Consider the following 17,093-nt stretch of genomic DNA (forward strand, 5'->3'; position numbering starts at 1 on the left):
AGGAGAAAAGTATGGATTACAAGAATGCTGGTGTAGATATTGAGGCGGGTTACAGATCCGTGGAACTGATGAAGGAGCATGTGAAGAAGACCATGCGCCCCGAGGTGCTGGGGGGGCTGGGCGGATTTTCCGGCGCCTTCTCACTTAGCAAGATCAAGGAGATGGAGGACCCGGTCCTCCTGTCCGGCACAGACGGCTGCGGCACAAAAGTGAAGCTGGCCATGATCCTGGACAAGCATGACACCATCGGTATCGACGCGGTGGCCATGTGTGTCAACGACATTGCCTGCGCAGGCGGGGAGCCCCTGTTCTTCCTGGACTACATAGCCTGCGGAAAGAACTATCCGGAAAAGATCGCTGACATTGTAAAAGGAGTGGCGGAAGGCTGCATCCAGTCTGAGGCGGCTCTCATCGGCGGCGAGACGGCGGAGCATCCCGGACTTATGCCGGAAGATGATTATGATCTGGCCGGATTTGCAGTGGGCGTCTGTGACAGAAAAGATATGATCACTGGGGAGAACCTGGCAGAGGGAGATGTGCTCATCGGCATGGCTTCTTCCGGTGTGCACAGCAATGGATTTTCCCTGGTGCGCAAAGTCTTTGAGATGACAAGGGAGTCTCTGGATACATATTATGATGAGCTTGGGAAGACCCTGGGGGAGGCTCTCCTGGCCCCTACGAGGATTTATGTAAAAGCCCTCAAGAGCGTGAAAAACGCAGGAGTCAAGGTAAAGGCCTGCAGCCACATCACAGGGGGCGGCTTCTACGAGAACGTGCCCCGTATGCTGAAGGAAGGCACCCACGCAGTGATCGAGAAAGACAGCTATCCGGTGCCGCCTATTTTTGACATGCTGGCAAAGCAGGGCCATGTGGAAGAGCAGATGATGTACAACACATTTAACATGGGTATCGGCATGGTTGTGGCAGTGGATCCGAAGGATGTGGACGCAGCCATGGAAGCCATGAAAGCGGCAGGAGATACGCCTTATGTGATCGGCCATATCAAAGCCGGAGATAAAGGAGTCACATTATGCTAAGAGTACTGGTTCTTGTGTCCGGGGGCGGCACTAACCTGCAGGCTATCCTGGATGCGGTGGACGAAGGGAGCATCACCAACACAGAGATCGTGGGGGTGATCAGCAACAATAAAAATGCCTACGCCCTGACAAGAGCCAGGGAGCACGGGGTAGCGGCTCAGTGCATCTCACCGAAGGATTTTGCCACGAGAGAGGAATTTAATGAGAAATTCCTGGAGGCAGTGGACGAGATTGGGCCGGACCTCATCGTGCTGGCCGGATTTCTTGTGGTCATCCCGGCTGAGATGATCGCAAGATACAGGAACAGGATCATCAACATCCATCCATCCCTCATCCCGGCTTTCTGCGGGACAGGCTTCTACGGGCTGAAAGTTCATGAAGCGGCCCTTAAAAGAGGGGTGAAAGTGGTGGGAGCTACCGTGCACTTTGTGGATGAAGGTACGGACACAGGCCCCATCATTTTACAGAAAGCTGTGGAAGTGGAGGAGGGGGATACCCCCGAGATCCTTCAGAGGCGCGTGATGGAGCAGGCAGAGTGGAAGATCCTGCCACAGGCCATTAACCTTATAGCAGGCGGCAGGGTGACAGTGGAAGACGGAAAAGTCAGGATCCGGTAAAGCCGGGAAGACAGGAGGAAGACCAATGAATGTATTGATTGTAGGAAGCGGCGGAAGGGAGCACGCCATCGCGTACTGCGTGGCGAAAAGTCCCAAAGCGGAGAAGATATACTGCACACCGGGCAATGCGGGTATCGCTGAGTACGCACAGTGCGAGCCCATCGGCGCCATGGAGTTTGACAAGATCGTGGCTTTTGCAAAGGAGAAAGACATTGACCTTGTCATTGTGGGCATGGACGATCCTCTGGTAGGCGGCCTGGTGGATGAGCTGGAGGCGGCAGGCATCCGCACCTTCGGCCCCAGGAAGAATGCAGCCATCCTGGAAGGTTCCAAGGCATTTTCCAAAGATCTGATGAAAAAATACCATATCCCCACAGCGGCCTATGAGAATTTTGACGATCCGGACAAGGCCATCCAGTATCTGAAGACAGAGGCGAAATTCCCCATCGTCCTCAAGGCGGACGGCCTGGCTCTGGGAAAGGGAGTTCTCATCTGCAACACCCTGGAGGAGGCGGAGGAAGGCGTGAAGACCATCATGCTGGACAAGAAATTCGGAGCTTCCGGCAACACCATGGTCATTGAGGAGTTCATGACCGGCAGGGAAGTGTCTGTCCTCTCCTTTGTGGACGGCAATATTGTAAAGACCATGACAAGCGCCCAGGACCACAAGCGGGCCGGGGACGGAGACACTGGCCTTAACACAGGCGGTATGGGTACATTTTCTCCGAGCCCGTTCTACACAGAAGAGGTGGATGCGTTCTGCCAGAAATATATTTTCCAGCCCACGGTTGACGCCATGAAAGCCGAGGGGCGCCCCTTCAAAGGCGTGATCTTCTTCGGCCTGATGCTGACAGAGGAAGGGCCGAAAGTGCTGGAGTACAATGCCCGCTTCGGGGATCCGGAGGCCCAGGTGGTTCTGCCCCGGATGAAGAACGACATCATCGACGTGGCGGAGGCCTGCATCGACGGCACCCTGGATCAGATCGATCTGCAGTTTGAGGACAATGCGGCTGTCTGCGTGGTGCTGGCATCGGAAGGGTATCCTGTCTCCTACGAGAAGGGACTTCCCATTACAGGGCTGGATGAATTTAAGAAACACGAGGGTTACTACTGCTTCCACGCAGGGACAAAAGAGGCGGACGGACAGATCGTCACAAACGGCGGCCGCGTTCTTGGTATCACGGCCAAGGGAAAAGATCTGAAGGAGGCCAGGGCCAACGCCTACGCGGCCACAGAGTGGGTGCAGTTTGACAACAAGTACATGCGCCACGACATTGGAAAAGCCATTGACGAAGCATAAATAAAAAGCGAAAGAGAAGCTCTCTCTGGAGGGAAATTCCAGGGAGGGCTTTTTGACTTCCGGGACAGACTTTTAAGGAAAGGGGATGGGGAAACATGCAGACAGCGGCAGTGCTTCTTGTGGAGGACGATCCCTCCATCGTGGAACATCTGACGGAATTTCTGGCAGGAGAAGGTTTTGCGGTGAAAAGTGCGTCGGGGCAGGAGGCGGCACTGGATATACTGGATGAGAACAAGGTGGATCTTGTGCTTCTTGATATTACCCTGGCCCAGGGAAACGGGTTTTCGGTCTGCGCCAGGATCAAGGAGGAGTACCAGATCCCGGTGATCTTTCTGACAGCTATGGACGACGAGTATTCGGTGGTGGCCGGCCTGGACATGGGTGCGGACGACTATATCAGCAAGCCTTTCCGGCCCCGGGAGCTTGTGTCCCGCATGAGAAATGTGCTGCGAAGGAGCGGCCGGGCGGAGCGGGCGGCGGTGATCGGGGATCTTACGGTGGACACAGATCGGGGCGTGGTCCTGCGTGAGGGCCGGGAGCTGTACCTGTCTGCGCTGGAATACCGGCTGCTGCTTGTGTTTTTAAATCACCGGGGACAGATTTTAAGCCGGGATGTGCTGATGGAGGAGCTCTGGGATATCTCGGGAGAGTTTGTCAATGACAATACGCTGACGGTCTATATCAAGCGGCTCCGGGAGAAGATAGAGCTGGATCCGGGGAACCCTGTCATCCTGCGGACGGTCCGGGGGCTGGGCTATCGCATGGAGTAACCGGAAGAGAGAAGGAGGAAAGAGATGGAGTTTTTCAGAAACAGGGATATCCGGCAGCAGTGCCTGCTCTTTGCTGTGGTTCTTCTGGCGGCCACCGGGGCGGCGTTTTCTGTCTCCCGGCAGGCGGCGCTTCCGGTCTTTCTGACAGGAGCAGTTTTTGCGGCCATTTCCCTTTTGTTTACATGGAGGAGGACCAGGGATGTGCAGTGCCTGGCAGAGGAGCTGGATGGTTTTCTCCACATGGAGACAAAAGGCTCCTCCTCCGGCAGAGGTGACATGCAGATGCAGCATTTCCGGGAGGGGGATCTGGAAGTGCTGCGGGATGAGATTGAGAAACTGCTGGTCCGCTTAAGCCGGCAGTCGGCTCTTCTTATGGCGGACAAGCGTCAGCTCTCGGAAGCGCTGGCAGATATCTCCCACCAGATCCGCACGCCTCTTACGTCTCTTAATCTGCAGGCGGAGCGGCTCCGCAGTTCCGCCCTTACAGAGGACGAAAGGCGGGCCCTGCTCCGGGAGATGACGGGCATGCTGTCACGCATCGGCTGGCTGGTGGAGACGCTCCTTAAGCTGTCAAAGCTGGAGGCAGGGACAGTGGTGATGAGAAAAGAGGAATTTCCGGCCGGAGAGCTGGCAAGGGAGGCCCTTAAGCCCTTTGAGATTTCCATGGAGATCCACGGGCAGGAGTGCATCTTCGACCTGTCCGGGGAGCCTGCCATACGGGGAGACTATACCTGGACGCTGGAGGCGGTGCAGAATGTGATCAAAAATGCTCTGGAGCACACGCCGGAAGGGGGCTGCATCTGGATCAGCCTGCGGGAGACCCCGCTTTTTGCGGAGATTGTCATTACCGACTCCGGGGAGGGGATAGCGGATAAGGATCTGCCCCATGTGTTTGAGCGGTTTTACAGAGGGCAGAACGCGGCTGCCGGGAACTTTGGCATCGGCCTGGCGCTGGCCAGGTCCATCCTGGCCGGAGAAAACGGGGTGATCCTGGCCGGGAACAGCAAGGGCCGGGGCGGACAGTTTACCATGCGGTTTTACAGGTGACGGATTTTGCGGATGACGGGTCTGAAAGTGACAGATCCGTCATTTTTCTGTCACGGTCCTGTCATGTGGGCGGGCTATACTGACAGTGAAAGAAAAACCATGCAGGAGGAACAGTGACATGAAAAAGACAGGGGAGATCCTTCGTGTTGAAAATCTGACAAAAATATACGGGGAGGGGGAAAACGCCGTGCGGGCTTTGGACGGCGTGTCCTTCTCCGTGCAGAAAGGAGAGTTTGTGGCGGTGATGGGGGCCTCCGGCTCCGGCAAATCCACCCTGCTCCATCTGCTGGGCGGGGTGGACCGGCCCACGGCAGGGAAAGTCTATGTGGGCGGCGTGGATGTGTACGCCCAGAAGGAGGAGGAGCTGGCCGTGTTCCGCAGAAGAAAGGTGGGGCTCATCTACCAGTTTTACAATCTGATCCCGGTGCTGACGGTGGAGGAGAATATTGCCCTGCCGGTGCTCATGGACGGGAGAAAGGTGAATAAAGAGCGGATGGAAAATCTGCTGAAGATCCTGAAGATGGAAAAGCGGCGTACCCATCTGCCGGGGCAGTTGTCCGGCGGACAGCAGCAGCGGGTGTCCATAGGCAGGGCGCTTATGAACGCCCCGGCGGTGGTGCTGGCGGATGAGCCCACCGGCAATCTGGACTCGGAGAACAGCCGGCAGATCGTGGAGCTTCTGAAATACTCCAACCGAACCTACGACCAGACCATGGTGGTCATTACCCACGACGAGGATATCGCTCTCCAGGCGGACCGGGTCATCGCCCTGGCGGACGGGCGGATCGTGAAAGACGAGGTGATCCGGTAATGAGAAATATTTTTTCAGAGATCACAAGAAGGACCATGGGACAGAACCGGACCCGCACAGTGGTCACCATCATCGGCGTCATTCTCTCCACGGCCATGGTGACGGCGCTGGCGGTATTTGCAGGGAGCATGCAGCATTTTCTTGTGCAGCATACTATTGCCACGGAAGGAGCGTGGCATGTGGATATAAGCGGGATGACCAGGGAGGAGCTGGCCGAGGTCCTGGCGGATGATCGGGTGGAGAAGGCTTCTGTGCTGTATGAGCTGGGGTATGTCCCGGCCCGGGAAGAGGACGGGATCTGTCATCTGGTGGCCAGCCGGGATGAGACGGCCTGGGAGGAGCTGCCGGTGGAACTTGACGCAGGGCGGCTGCCGGAAACAGAAGACGAGATCTTGATCCCCTACGACGGGATCTGGATCGCCGGGCGGGAAGCTCACGTGGGGGATGTGCTTGCCATTCCCATGGGCAGATATGTCTCGGAAACCGGGGAGACGCAGAAATCCTGGGAACTCGTCCGGGAAACCTCCGAGGAGGCAGGCAGGGCTGGGCAGTATGTGGAAGGGCAGACCCAGAGCTTTACGGTGACAGGCGTTTACAAAGAGATGGCGGAGATGGATTTTGGCAGCGCCAGGTTTGACGCCGGGTACATGCTTCTGACAGGGGGGCGGGATATCCCGGATCAGGACGAAAACGGGCTGTACTGCCGCGCTTTTCTGGAGATGAAAAAGCCGGGCCAGGCAGACGGATTTATCGCGGACTGGGTGGATCCTTCCGACGGCAGAAACAGGCTGGAAGGGGTGTCCTGGTCCCGGCACGACAGTCTCCTCAGATGGCAGGGCGTGTTCCGCAGTGAACGCTATATCCAGTTTATCGTGGGAATGCTGGGGACACTGCTGGCGGTGATCATGGTGGGGTCAGTCTCTTTGATCTACAACTCATTTTCCATTTCCCTGCGGGAGCGGACAGCTCAGTTCGGGCTTCTTGCTTCTGTGGGAGCCACCCGGAAGCAGCTTAGAAAATCCCTGCGATTTGAGGCGTTTCTTGTAAGCGGCGCGGGGATCCCTCTGGGACTTCTGGCCGGGGTGGCCGGGAGCGCGGTCACGCTGCATTTTATCGGAGGCGGGCTGACGGCATTTATGTACGGGTATGAGGGAGAGATACCGGTGCAGATCTATCCGGCCGCGCTTCTTCTGGCGGCGGCTTTTGCCTTTCTTATTGTGCTGGTGTCTGTGTGGATACCCTCCCGGCGGATCCGGAAGATTTCTCCCATGGATGCCATCCGTTCCACAAAGGACATCCGCATCCGTCCCCGGGATGTAAAAAGCGGGAGACTGACAGGGAAAATGCTGGGGCTTCCGGGGATGCTGGCCTCCAAGAATTACAGGAGGGACCGGAAGAAATATAAGAGCACGGTGGTTTCCCTTACGGTCAGCATGGTACTGCTTATGACAGCGGCGCTGTTTACCATTTATCTGACCCGTGCAGGCGGCACGATCCTGGATCCGCCTAAGTATGAACTGAAGTACACGCTGTTCCTGTCCGGCGGCCAGGAAGATGAGCAGACCACCGGGGATGTCCGGAAACTTCTGGAAAATGAGCCGGGTGTGGAAGAGGTGTGGATGTATAAAAGCATCTATCTTTCCATTCCTGTGGAAGAGAACATGCTGAATGAGGAGTACAACCGGGTAAATTCCTGGAGCGGGGATGATCATCCGGACGGGAAAGTGCCCTTTACCTGCCCCGCGATTGTGCTGTCAGATGATGAGTACCAGGAGTTCCTTAAGGAGCGGGGGCTGGAAGAGCCGGATGCGGGTGCTGCAGCAGACGGCGCGGACGGCACAGACGATACAGTTCTCAAGGCGGTTTATTATGACCAGATGCAGGTGTATGATGAAGAAAATGAGACCTACAGTCAGGTTCCGGTTCTGTCAGACGAGGTGAAGAAAAGGCCCCTGGCGGCTGGGATATACCGGGCGGAGGAGACGCCGGACGGTGGACAGGAAATGACGTTTGAAGAAAAGCTCCAGGTGGAGTTTGATCAGGAGACGATGCAGCTCCCCGAAAAATATGACGCCCAGGGAAGAGTGGATCCTATCATGATCCTGTCGGAGAGACAGTTTGAACAGTACAGGAGCCTGATGAGTGACGGGACGGAAGGGGAGTCCTATTTTGCAGAGTTCAACATCCGGGCTTCGGATTACCGGACGGTAGGGGCAGACCTGCAAGAGAAACTGGAAGAAAAAGAAGAGTGGGACGGCATTTTCTATACGCCGGCTGCGGATGCAGAGATGAACAGGCAGGCGGTGGCGGCCATCCAGGTTCTGTGCTATGGATTTATCACTCTCATCTCCCTTATTGCACTGACAAATGTGTTCAACACCATGTCCACAAACCTGATGCTGAGACGACGGGAGTTTGCCATGCTCCGTTCCGTGGGGATGACAGGCAGATCCTTCCGCCTTATGCTGGGATACGAGTGCGTCATCTATGGCCTGCGCTCCCTTGTGTACGGCACCATTTTGTCCCTGCTTATCAGCTTTGCCTTCTGGCATTTCACTTCCCGGGCCGGAGGCGGGAATGAATTCATCTTCCCCTGGCCCTGGTTTGCGGCGGCTGTGGCAGGCGTGCTCCTCATCGTAGGCATCACCATGGCGTACAGCATAGGCAAGATCCGCAGGATGAACATCATCGATGAATTGCGCAAAGAGTAGAATACAAAATACACAATAACGCACCAGATATGTTAATTCCGGACGTAATACTTTTTAAAAGTATTACGTCCGGAATTAACTTTTCGCGATCAATAATTACCCAATTCGCCGAGATATCTGTCGATTTTCTTGAGCCTTTTCTCAATCCCTTTGGCCTTATGGCTCAGTGTCTCCAGAATGCCCTCTGCGATGAACTGCGGACCCACCATGCAGTTGAAGAAAGCGTTGCTGTCTACTGGGACTGTGAAGAGGACAGTAGCGTACTCGGCCAGGAGGGCGCTTGGTTTGTCGGTCACAACGATGATCTTTGCGCCGGACTCCCTTGCCATCTGGGCGCAGATCTTATCCTCGGAGGAGTACCGAGGGAAGCTGAACATGATCAGGCAGTCATCCTTTGAAATGTTGCACAGGTGGTCCACCGGACTGATGGCCGAGGAGCTGGTGGTCTCCACGTTGGGGACCATGTGCTTCAGATAGAGGAGAAAATAGTCCCCCAGGGAGGAGTTGCCTCTGGAGGCGGTGATGTACTTGTGTCTGCTTGCAAGGATAATGCTGGCTGCCTCCTCGAAGGAGTCCGGGCTGTTGGATGTCAGTGCGCTTTCCAGATTCTGTGCGGCATTTTTGAAATGCCGGTTGATGTAGTCGGATGTGCTGGTGAGCTGGGCCCGTTTGGCGATCCTCTGAGATGGGATGGTGATGGAACTGGAAATGCTCAGCACTTTGTCCTGGTAGTCCTTTCGCAGGTTTTTTTGAAAATCCATAAATCCTTCAAATCCCAGTGACCGGCTGAAGCGGATGACAGAGGATTCGCTGACGCCCAGTTTCAGGGCGATTTCTGTGGATGTCATGAAACAGGCGTCGGCAGAGTTGTCCAGTATATATTTTGCAATGATCTTCTGTGTCTTGGTAAGCGGGGTCTTACTGATAAGGTCCCTCAATTCTTTCATATTCTTCCCTCCGGGTTTGGCAATAGTATGTTTGTATTCTACAATAAGATTTAAGCATGGATTGAGAAAATATTCAAGTCAATTGTACATGCAAATGAAAGAAATGTTGATAAATAAAAAGTTTTGTGAAAAAAATAACTTTTATTGAATGTTGAAGGGTGGTGTGCTATTATGATTTTAGAAACAAATGAAAAATATTCTTCAAAAAAATAAGAATTTGAAGAATATTTTTCGCCGGGTATCTGCAGGCCGTGCAGGAGCAGGCTGCAGCCCGAAATAAGAGAAGGCAGAAGAGCCGGAAAAATATTGACACAGGAGGTAAGAAAGTTGAAAGTAGGATGCGTAAAAGAAATCAAAAACAATGAGTTCCGTGTAGGTATGACACCGGATAACGTAAAGAGCTATGTGGCAGCAGGCCATGAGGTGTATATTGAGAAAGGCGCTGGTGTTGGATCCGGGTTCCAGGATGCTGAGTACGAGGCAGCAGGCGCAAAGATGATCGACACTGCAAAAGAAGTGTGGGATACAGTAGAGATGATGATCAAGGTAAAAGAGCCTCTTCCGGAAGAGTATCCGCTGTTCCACGAAGGACTGATCCTCTATACATATCTTCATCTGGCGGCAGACAAACCGCAGACAGACGCTCTCTTAAATGGAAAAGTTAAAGGTGTTGCCTACGAGACACTGTATGATCCGAAGCAGGGCGGACTTCCCCTTCTTGCTCCTATGAGCCAGATCGCAGGACGCTTAAGTATCCAGGAAGGAGCTAAATACCTGGAGCAGACATTCGGCGGCGAGGGCGTTCTCCTGGCAGGCGTTCCGGGAACACCGAAGGCAAACATCGTAATCCTTGGAGGCGGAAATGTAGGAACAAACGCCTGCAAGATTGCTGTTGGAATGGGCGCAAATGTAACTATCCTGGATATCAGCCTTCCGAGACTTGCTTATCTGGACGACATTTTTGGAGCCCGCATCCAGACACTTGTATCCAATGATGCAAACATTGAGAAAGCTGTAAAAGAAGCAGACCTTGTGATCGGATCTGTCCTGATCCCAGGAAAAGCTGCTCCAAAGATCTTCAAAAAGAAATATCTCAAAGAGATGAAACCAGGCGCTGTATTTGTAGACGTTGCTGTTGACCAGGGCGGCTGCGGCGAGACCACAAAAGTGACATACCACGATGATCCGATCTTCATCGAGGATGGCGTTGTTCACTACTGTGTAGGAAATATGCCGGGTGCTGTTCCGAGAACATCCACCATCGCTCTGACAAATGCAACTCTCTCCTACGGTCTCCAGATCGCAAACAAGGGACTTGAGAAAGCATGCGCAGACAACGAGGTGATCTACTCAGCCATCAACACATACGATGGCAAGCTGACATGCAAGAACGTGGCAGACAGCTTTGACTGCTATGAGTACACAGACATAAGAGAAATCTGCAAATAAATTGTAAAGTCTATAAAAATTCACAGCTTTTATAAACGAAGGCATCCCCGACGGGCAGAGAAAGACAGTCCGGCGGCGGATGCCTCCGTCTTTTTAGTTTGCAGAAACCGGAAGCTGTGGTAATATATCAGATGTAAATACGGAAGAACTTATAAAGTTTTAAAGGATTATTTAAAGGATAAGGAGTGCGGATCATGGTTGAGATTAATAAAGATTTGTGTGTGGGATGCGGCGCCTGCGTCAGGGACTGTCCGGGAGAAGCGCTGCAGATCCAGGATAAAAAGGCGGAGTATGTGCGCAAATGTATTCAGTGCGGACACTGTGTGGCGGTCTGTCCCACGGGAGCTGTGTCCATACCGGAGTACGACATGGACGAGGTGGAGGAGTACGATAAAGACACATTCTGTGTGGATCCGGAACATTTTCTCCACGCGGTGAAATTCAGAAGGAGCATCCGGAACTTCAAGAGCACGCCCATAGAGCGGGAGAAGCTGGAGCGCATCCTGGCGGCAGGCCGGTACACGCCCACGGCGAAAAATACCCAGGGATGCAGGTTTGTCCTGGTGCGGGACGAAATGAAAGCGTTTAAAGATCTTTTCTGGAAGGAGCTGCCCGGCATCCTGGATGTCCTGAAGGAGGAGGCGCCTCTGTATGAGCGCGTTTTCCGCGGGTTCTATGAGAAATATAAAAAAGATCCAAAGGACGATACCTTTTTCTTTAACGCCACATCCTTCCTGGTGATCACCTCCAAAAATCCTCTGGACGGAGGATTGGCGGCGGCCAATATTGAAAACATGGCTGTGGCTGAGGGAGCCGGCGTGCTGTTCAGCGGCTACACCAAAGCGGTGGTGGAGAACAGCGATGTGCTCAGGGAGTGGCTGGGCATCGGGAAGCGCACCGTGGTCTGTTGCATGCTCATGGGGTACCCGGCTGTATCCTATAAAAGGACTGCGCCCCGGAAATCCGGCAATATCGTGATCCGGTAGAGTTGTTTTTCTTGCGGGAATTGTGTAATATGTGCTAATGTATATATAACAAGAGAAAAGGCTCTTAGTGAGAAGGGGATACTATGTTGATAGAAATTGATTTTAACAGTGACGAAGCGATTTACATGCAGGTGCGCAACCAGATCATCCTGGGGATCGCTACCGCCGAGATCCGGGAGGGAGACCCGCTCCCCTCGGTCCGGCAGATGGCCCAGGCGGTGGGGATCAATATGCACACAGTGAACAAGGCCTACAGCCTGCTTAGGCAGGAAGGATTTATTCAGCTTGACAGGCGCAAAGGCGCTGTGGTTGCACTGGATATCGACAAGATCAAGGCAGTGGAGGAGATGAAGCAGCAGCTTCGGATCGTGCTGGCTCAGGGCCGGTGCAAGGCTATATCCAGGGAAGAAGTGCATGAGCTTGTGGATGAGATTTTCGACGAGTACGCTTAGGAAGAAAGATCCGGCAGAGACGGGAAAATGGAGAAAGGAGCGGGAAGAGGAGCAGATTCTTTTTCCCTGATAGGACATGAACTATACCGAACAGGCAAAGGAAGTATTGAAAATTGCAAAGACTGTGGCAAGAGAGCTCCGGCACCCCTACATCGGGACGGAGCATCTTCTTGTCGGGCTGAAAAAAGTTTACACCGGGGTGGCCGGACAGGTGCTGGCCCTGAACGGTGTCAGTGAGGAGAATATCCGGAAGATCATAGATGAGCTGGTATCCCCCGGGGAGGGAGCGACGGTCACAGGCAGTCCTCAGATGAGCCCCCGGCTTACGTACATCCTGGAGGAGTCCAAGGAGGAGGCGCTGCGCCTGCGCTCCGATGAGGCGGGGACGGAGCATATGCTCCTTGCTATCCTGCGGGATGTGGACTGTGTGGCAGCCAGGATCCTGCTCACGCTGAATGTGAATCTTCAGAAGCTGTGCCAGGATATCCTGGTCAGTGTGGGCGCAGACCCCAAAGAGTACATGGAGGAGATGCAGGAGGACGGGCGGAGGAAAAATTCTGTCCTGGAACAGTATGGTACAGACCTGACACTTCAGGCCGCAGAGGGGAAACTGGACCCTGTCATCGGCCGGGAGAAGGAGATCGAGCGGCTGATGCAGATCCTGAGCCGCCGTACGAAGAACAACCCCTGCCTTGTAGGAGAGCCGGGCGTCGGAAAGACGGCGGTGCTGGAGGGGCTTGCCCAGCGGATCGCCAGAGGCGTGGTGCCGGAGACAATGAAAAACCGGCGCATCGTTACTATGGATCTGGCGGGGATGATCGCCGGGTCCAAGTACAGAGGCGAATTTGAGGAGAGGATGAAGCGGCTGATCCAGGAGGTGAAGGCTGCCGGCAATGTGATCCTCTTCCTGGATGAGGTCCACACCATCATCGGCGCCGGCGGCGCGGAAGGCGCCATGGACGCATCCAATATACTGAAGCCTTCCCTGGCAAGAGGGGAGCTGCAGCTCATCGGAGCCACCACCATTGTGGAGTACAGGAAATATATAGAAAAGGATGCGGCCCTGGAGCGCCGGTTCCAGCCGGTGACAGTGGAAGAACCGACCAGGGAGGAGTGCCTGGAGATCCTGAAGGGACTTCAGGAAAAATATGAGGAACATCACCGCGTGTCTGTCCGGGAGGAGGCGCTGGAGGCTGCGGTCTCCCTGTCGGAGCGCTATATCAGCGACCGCTTCCTGCCGGATAAAGCCATAGATGTGCTGGATGAAGCCTGCGCCAAGGTCAGCCTGAAGGGATTTAAAGTGCCGGAAAATATGGAAGAGCTGGAGAAGGTGATCGAACAGCTGGCTCGTGACAAGGAGGATGCCATCCGTTCCGGAGATATGAAGGAGGCCTCCCTTCTCCACAAGGAGCAGCAGGAAGCTCAGAAAAAGCTGGAGCAGCAGAAAAAGCGTTTCCAGAGAAACAATGCCCGCCGCCAGGTGTGTGTCACGGCCGATGACATAGCAGGCGTCGTGTCCGAGTGGACGAAGATTCCTGTGCGGAAACTGGCAGAGTCTGAGAGCGCCAGGTTGAAAAGGCTGGAGCAGACTCTTCACAAGAGAGTAGTAGGACAGGAGGAGGCTGTGACTGCGGTGGCGAAGGCGGTGCGTCGTGGAAGAGTGGGCTTGAAAGACCCGGGCCGCCCCATCGGCTCTTTTCTCTTTCTCGGTCCTACTGGTGTGGGAAAGACAGAGCTCTCAAAGGCACTGGCAGAGGCGCTCTTTGGAAATGAGGACTCTATGATCCGGGTGGATATGTCCGAGTACATGGAGAAGCACAGCGTCTCTAAGATGATCGGTTCTCCTCCGGGATATGTGGGTCACGAGGACGGAGGACAGCTTAGTGAACAGGTGCGCCGTCACCCCTACTCGGTTGTACTGTTTGACGAGATCGAGAAGGCGCATCCGGATGTGTTTAACATCCTTCTGCAGGTGCTGGATGATGGCCATATTACGGACTCCCAGGGCAGGAAGGTAGATTTCCGCAACACCGTGATCATTATGACATCCAATGCGGGCGCCCAGGCGATCATCGATCCGAAGCGGCTGGGATTTGTGACAAAAGAAGACGAGGCCGGAAACTACAAGCGGATGAAGTCCAATGTGATGAATGAAGTGAAGTTGCTCTTCCGGCCGGAGTTCTTGAATCGTATTGATGAGATCATTGTGTTCCATGCTCTGAATCATGATAATATGAAGAAGATCGTGGGTATGATGTGCAAAGAGGTGTGTACGCGGGCAAAAGAGCAGCTTGGCATCATGCTCCATGTCCGGGATTCTGTGAAAAAGTATATTGTGGAGACGGGCACGGATCAGAAATATGGAGCCCGCCCGCTGCGCCGCGCGGTGCAGAACCTGCTGGAAGATAAGCTGGCTGAGGCAGTGCTGGACGGTACCATAAAAAGAGGCCAGACAGTAGAGGTCGGCATGTCTAAAAAAGAAATAAAATTTATTCCAAAGACTACAAATTGAAAATTTTTTGAGATATAATGTGGATACAAAAGAAGAACCACTAGGAGGACATATAAAATGGCAGTAGTAAAAGAGCTGTTGCGGGCAGAAAACGATGGGACACTGAGTTTTGGAGATTACACACTCGGCTCTAAGACGAAGCTGGAGGGCTTTGAGTTCCAGGGAGATATCTATAAGGTAAAGACGTTTGCCGAGATCACCAAACTGGAGAAAAACGGCATGTTTGTATACGAGTCCGTTCCCGGGACAGCGGTGGAGAATTTTAAGACTGGGGACGGCGTTGTTTCCTTTAAAGTATCTGCGCCAAAAGATGCACAGTTTACACTTGAGCTGGAGGCGGACAGTGAGTACACTGTCTATCTGGATGATATGAATATCGGTGATATGACGACAAACTTAAGCGGCAAGCTGAGCGTCAGTGCAGAGCTGGAAGAAGGAAAGAGCATAGAAGTGAAAATTGTAAAGAAATAATTCCGGGCTGCAGGGATTTCCCCTGCAGCTTGTTTTTGTTGGTGTCAGACAGATCGTCTCGTTCCTTTTAATGAGAAATGTCTATGGAGAAAGTGGAAGAAAAAGGAGAAGAACAGTGGCGAAAGCAAAGAAAAGTATTTTTTTCTGCCAGAATTGCGGGCATGAAGAGAGTAAATGGCTGGGGCAGTGCCCGGTATGCAGACAGTGGAATACATTTGTGGAAGAGAAGGTGACTACGGCAAAGGCCGGGGGGCAGATGAAAAGTCTGAAAGAGGCTGAGGTGGTTGCTCTTTCCAGTGTGCGGACGGACATAGAGGAGCGGGTTCGCACTGGTATCGGCGAGTTGGACCGCGTGCTGGGAGGCGGAATTGTGCCAGGCTCACTTGTGCTTGTGGGCGGCGATCCGGGAATCGGGAAATCTACCCTTCTTCTGCAGGTGTGCCAGAGATTGACGGAGCGCGAACAGAAGCTCCTGTATATTTCGGGAGAGGAGTCCCTGAAGCAGATCAAATTGCGGGCAGACCGCATGGGAACATTTACAGATAATCTGCTGCTTCTGTGTGAGACAAATATAGAGACCATCCGCGGTGTGATTGAGAGGGAGGACCCTTCCCTTGTAGTCATTGACTCCATACAGACCATGTACAGCGAGGAAGTGGCCTCTGCCCCCGGGAGTGTCTCGCAGGTTAGGGAGGCTACCAACATATTCATGCAGATTGCTAAAGGGATGGGGATTTCTATCTTTATAGTGGGACATGTAACAAAGGAGGGGACGGTGGCCGGGCCCAGAGTACTGGAGCACATGGTAGATACGGTTTTGTATTTCGAGGGGGACCGCCATGCGTCCTACAGAATCCTGCGCGGGGTAAAGAACCGTTTTGGCTCTACTAACGAGATCGGGGTATTTGAGATGAGACAGGATGGACTCCGGGAGGTAGAAAATCCTTCCGAATTTATGCTGAACGGAAGACCGGAAAGTGCCTCCGGTTCAGTGGTGGCCTGTTCTATGGAGGGAACCCGGCCGATTCTTCTGGAGATCCAGGCTCTTGTATGCCGGAGTAATTTTGGCATGCCAAGAAGAACTGCCGCGGGAACAGACTACAACCGTGTGAATCTGCTGATGGCGGTGTTGGAAAAAAGGTTGGGCCTTCCCCTCTCGAATTATGACGCCTATGTCAATATCGCGGGCGGTATCCGCATCAATGAGCCTGCCGTGGATCTGGGAATTGTGTTGGCTCTTGTGTCCAGCTATAAAAACAGACCTGTACCGGAAGATGTGCTTGTGTTCGGCGAAGTGGGACTAAGCGGTGAGGTGCGTGCGGTCAACATGCCGGAGCAGAGAGTCTCTGAGGCGAAGAAGCTGGGATTTCAGACTTGTATTTTACCGGCGGTATCCCTGGGGGCTGTGAAAAACATTCAGGGGATCAAACTTCTGGGTGTGAAATCCATCAACGAGGCGATTGATTTTATATAACTATATAAAAGAAGGTGGATGGTCAATATGTCCTCGTAGGAGAGGATGGGAGGAAGATGAATTGTGTAAATTGTATAAATAAAATAAAAAATAAAAATAACATTGACAATTCAACTTCTCCTGTGCTATTATATCAAAGCTGTCACGTGAGACAGCGACAACAACGAGACATTTTCTTTCAATCCGGGAGGATACAGAAAGAAAAAAATAAAAAAGTTGTTGACAAACACGAAGCGACATGATATGATATAGAAGTTGTCGCTGAGATGCGAAAACAAAGAACCTTGATAACTGAACAATAGACAACGACCCTGAAAATTTCTAAGAGAAATATTCAGAACGGAAATCAGATCGAGCGAAAGCGAAGATCTGATGCCAACAGTAAATAACGGGATAGGAAAGCTAGTAGTTTTCCTGGACCGAGAGAGAACTTTTTTACGAGAGTTTGATCCTGGCTCAGGATGAACGCTGGCGGCGTGCTTAACACATGCAAGTCGAGCGAAGCACTT

At 53.3% G+C, this 17,093-nt stretch carries 14 protein-coding genes and 1 rRNA gene; 14 read left to right on the forward strand and 1 reads right to left on the reverse strand.

Annotated elements, in window-relative coordinates; all coding sequences use genetic code 11:
• Positions 1-11: 11 nt before the first annotated feature.
• From purM to NI21_RS0114200, 7 genes are all read left to right on the forward strand, one after another.
• Entirely contained in the window at positions 12-1,037 is a 1,026-nt protein-coding gene (gene purM, locus NI21_RS0114170) for a phosphoribosylformylglycinamidine cyclo-ligase (RefSeq protein WP_033126863.1), read from the forward strand.
• Positions 1,031-1,654, forward strand: a complete 624-nt coding sequence (purN, locus tag NI21_RS0114175; RefSeq protein ID WP_033126864.1) for a phosphoribosylglycinamide formyltransferase — start codon at positions 1,031-1,033, stop codon at positions 1,652-1,654. Before purM ends, purN begins: the two co-directional genes overlap by 7 nt.
• A gap of 25 nt (positions 1,655-1,679) precedes the next feature.
• The gene (purD, locus tag NI21_RS0114180; RefSeq protein WP_033126865.1) at positions 1,680-2,954 is read left to right on the forward strand and encodes a phosphoribosylamine--glycine ligase; all 1,275 of its coding nucleotides are present in this window, start codon (positions 1,680-1,682) and stop codon (positions 2,952-2,954) included.
• Positions 2,955-3,049: 95 nt separating this feature from the next.
• Complete coding sequence (locus NI21_RS0114185) at positions 3,050-3,724, forward strand: response regulator transcription factor (protein ID WP_033126866.1); 675 nt, start codon at positions 3,050-3,052, stop codon at positions 3,722-3,724.
• 24 nt (positions 3,725-3,748) lie between these two features.
• Entirely contained in the window at positions 3,749-4,771 is a 1,023-nt protein-coding gene (locus tag NI21_RS0114190; protein WP_033126867.1) for a sensor histidine kinase KdpD, read from the forward strand.
• 118 nt (positions 4,772-4,889) lie between these two features.
• The gene (locus NI21_RS0114195) at positions 4,890-5,582 is read left to right on the forward strand and encodes an ABC transporter ATP-binding protein (protein ID WP_033126868.1); all 693 of its coding nucleotides are present in this window, start codon (positions 4,890-4,892) and stop codon (positions 5,580-5,582) included.
• Positions 5,582-8,293, forward strand: coding sequence for an ABC transporter permease (locus tag NI21_RS0114200; protein ID WP_033126869.1), 2,712 nt, complete (start codon positions 5,582-5,584; stop codon positions 8,291-8,293). The genes NI21_RS0114195 and NI21_RS0114200 overlap by 1 nt, the downstream gene beginning before the upstream one ends.
• An 89-nt stretch (positions 8,294-8,382) precedes the next feature.
• Here the strand turns inward: NI21_RS0114200 and NI21_RS0114205 are convergent, their stop codons facing one another.
• The gene (locus tag NI21_RS0114205) at positions 8,383-9,240 is read right to left on the reverse strand and encodes a MurR/RpiR family transcriptional regulator (RefSeq protein ID WP_033126870.1); all 858 of its coding nucleotides are present in this window, start codon (positions 9,238-9,240) and stop codon (positions 8,383-8,385) included.
• Positions 9,241-9,567: 327 nt separating this feature from the next.
• Between NI21_RS0114205 and ald the strand changes: the two genes are divergently transcribed.
• The 7 genes from ald to NI21_RS0114240 all read left to right on the forward strand — a co-directional run.
• Positions 9,568-10,689 (forward strand): alanine dehydrogenase, encoded by a 1,122-nt coding sequence (gene ald / locus NI21_RS0114210; RefSeq protein ID WP_033126871.1) that lies wholly within the window; start codon positions 9,568-9,570, stop codon positions 10,687-10,689.
• Between the two features lie 194 nt (positions 10,690-10,883).
• Positions 10,884-11,675, forward strand: a complete 792-nt coding sequence (locus tag NI21_RS0114215; protein WP_033126872.1) for a nitroreductase family protein — start codon at positions 10,884-10,886, stop codon at positions 11,673-11,675.
• Positions 11,676-11,758: 83 nt separating this feature from the next.
• Positions 11,759-12,127: a GntR family transcriptional regulator gene (locus NI21_RS0114220; protein WP_033126873.1), complete on the forward strand. Its 369-nt coding sequence runs from the start codon at positions 11,759-11,761 to the stop codon at positions 12,125-12,127.
• A 76-nt stretch (positions 12,128-12,203) separates the two neighbouring features.
• Positions 12,204-14,639 carry an ATP-dependent Clp protease ATP-binding subunit gene (locus NI21_RS0114225; RefSeq protein ID WP_033126874.1) on the forward strand — a complete coding sequence of 812 codons (2,436 nt, stop codon included), beginning with the start codon at positions 12,204-12,206 and terminating at the stop codon, positions 14,637-14,639.
• Between the two features lie 57 nt (positions 14,640-14,696).
• The gene (locus tag NI21_RS0114230; RefSeq protein ID WP_033126875.1) at positions 14,697-15,110 is read left to right on the forward strand and encodes a hypothetical protein; all 414 of its coding nucleotides are present in this window, start codon (positions 14,697-14,699) and stop codon (positions 15,108-15,110) included.
• A gap of 115 nt (positions 15,111-15,225) precedes the next feature.
• A complete protein-coding gene (gene radA / locus NI21_RS0114235) occupies positions 15,226-16,584 on the forward strand; it encodes a DNA repair protein RadA (protein ID WP_033126876.1) in 1,359 nt (452 codons plus the stop codon).
• Positions 16,585-17,017: 433 nt separating this feature from the next.
• Positions 17,018-17,093, forward strand: a 16S ribosomal RNA gene (locus NI21_RS0114240); the annotation flags it as partial.

The sequence above is a fragment of the Eubacterium sp. ER2 genome (assembly GCF_000765215.1).
In the GTDB taxonomy this organism is placed as follows: Bacteria; Bacillota; Clostridia; order Lachnospirales; family Lachnospiraceae; genus Claveliimonas; species Claveliimonas intestinigallinarum.

Bases quoted from the DNA above. Each gene is read 5' to 3' on its own strand.
- NI21_RS0114205 (WP_033126870.1), bottom strand. From the start codon at position 9,240: ATGAAAGAATTGAGGGACCTTATCAGTAAGACCCCGCTTACCAAGACA.
- NI21_RS0114215 (WP_033126872.1), top strand. From the start codon at position 10,884: ATGGTTGAGATTAATAAAGATTTGTGTGTGGGATGCGGCGCCTGCGTC.
- NI21_RS0114200 (WP_033126869.1), top strand. From the start codon at position 5,582: ATGAGAAATATTTTTTCAGAGATCACAAGAAGGACCATGGGACAGAAC.
- NI21_RS0114230 (WP_033126875.1), top strand. From the start codon at position 14,697: ATGGCAGTAGTAAAAGAGCTGTTGCGGGCAGAAAACGATGGGACACTG.
- NI21_RS0114185 (WP_033126866.1), top strand. From the start codon at position 3,050: ATGCAGACAGCGGCAGTGCTTCTTGTGGAGGACGATCCCTCCATCGTG.
- NI21_RS0114220 (WP_033126873.1), top strand. From the start codon at position 11,759: ATGTTGATAGAAATTGATTTTAACAGTGACGAAGCGATTTACATGCAG.
- NI21_RS0114190 (WP_033126867.1), top strand. From the start codon at position 3,749: ATGGAGTTTTTCAGAAACAGGGATATCCGGCAGCAGTGCCTGCTCTTT.
- NI21_RS0114225 (WP_033126874.1), top strand. From the start codon at position 12,204: ATGAACTATACCGAACAGGCAAAGGAAGTATTGAAAATTGCAAAGACT.
- purM (WP_033126863.1), top strand. From the start codon at position 12: ATGGATTACAAGAATGCTGGTGTAGATATTGAGGCGGGTTACAGATCC.
- purN (WP_033126864.1), top strand. From the start codon at position 1,031: ATGCTAAGAGTACTGGTTCTTGTGTCCGGGGGCGGCACTAACCTGCAG.
- purD (WP_033126865.1), top strand. From the start codon at position 1,680: ATGAATGTATTGATTGTAGGAAGCGGCGGAAGGGAGCACGCCATCGCG.
- NI21_RS0114195 (WP_033126868.1), top strand. From the start codon at position 4,890: ATGAAAAAGACAGGGGAGATCCTTCGTGTTGAAAATCTGACAAAAATA.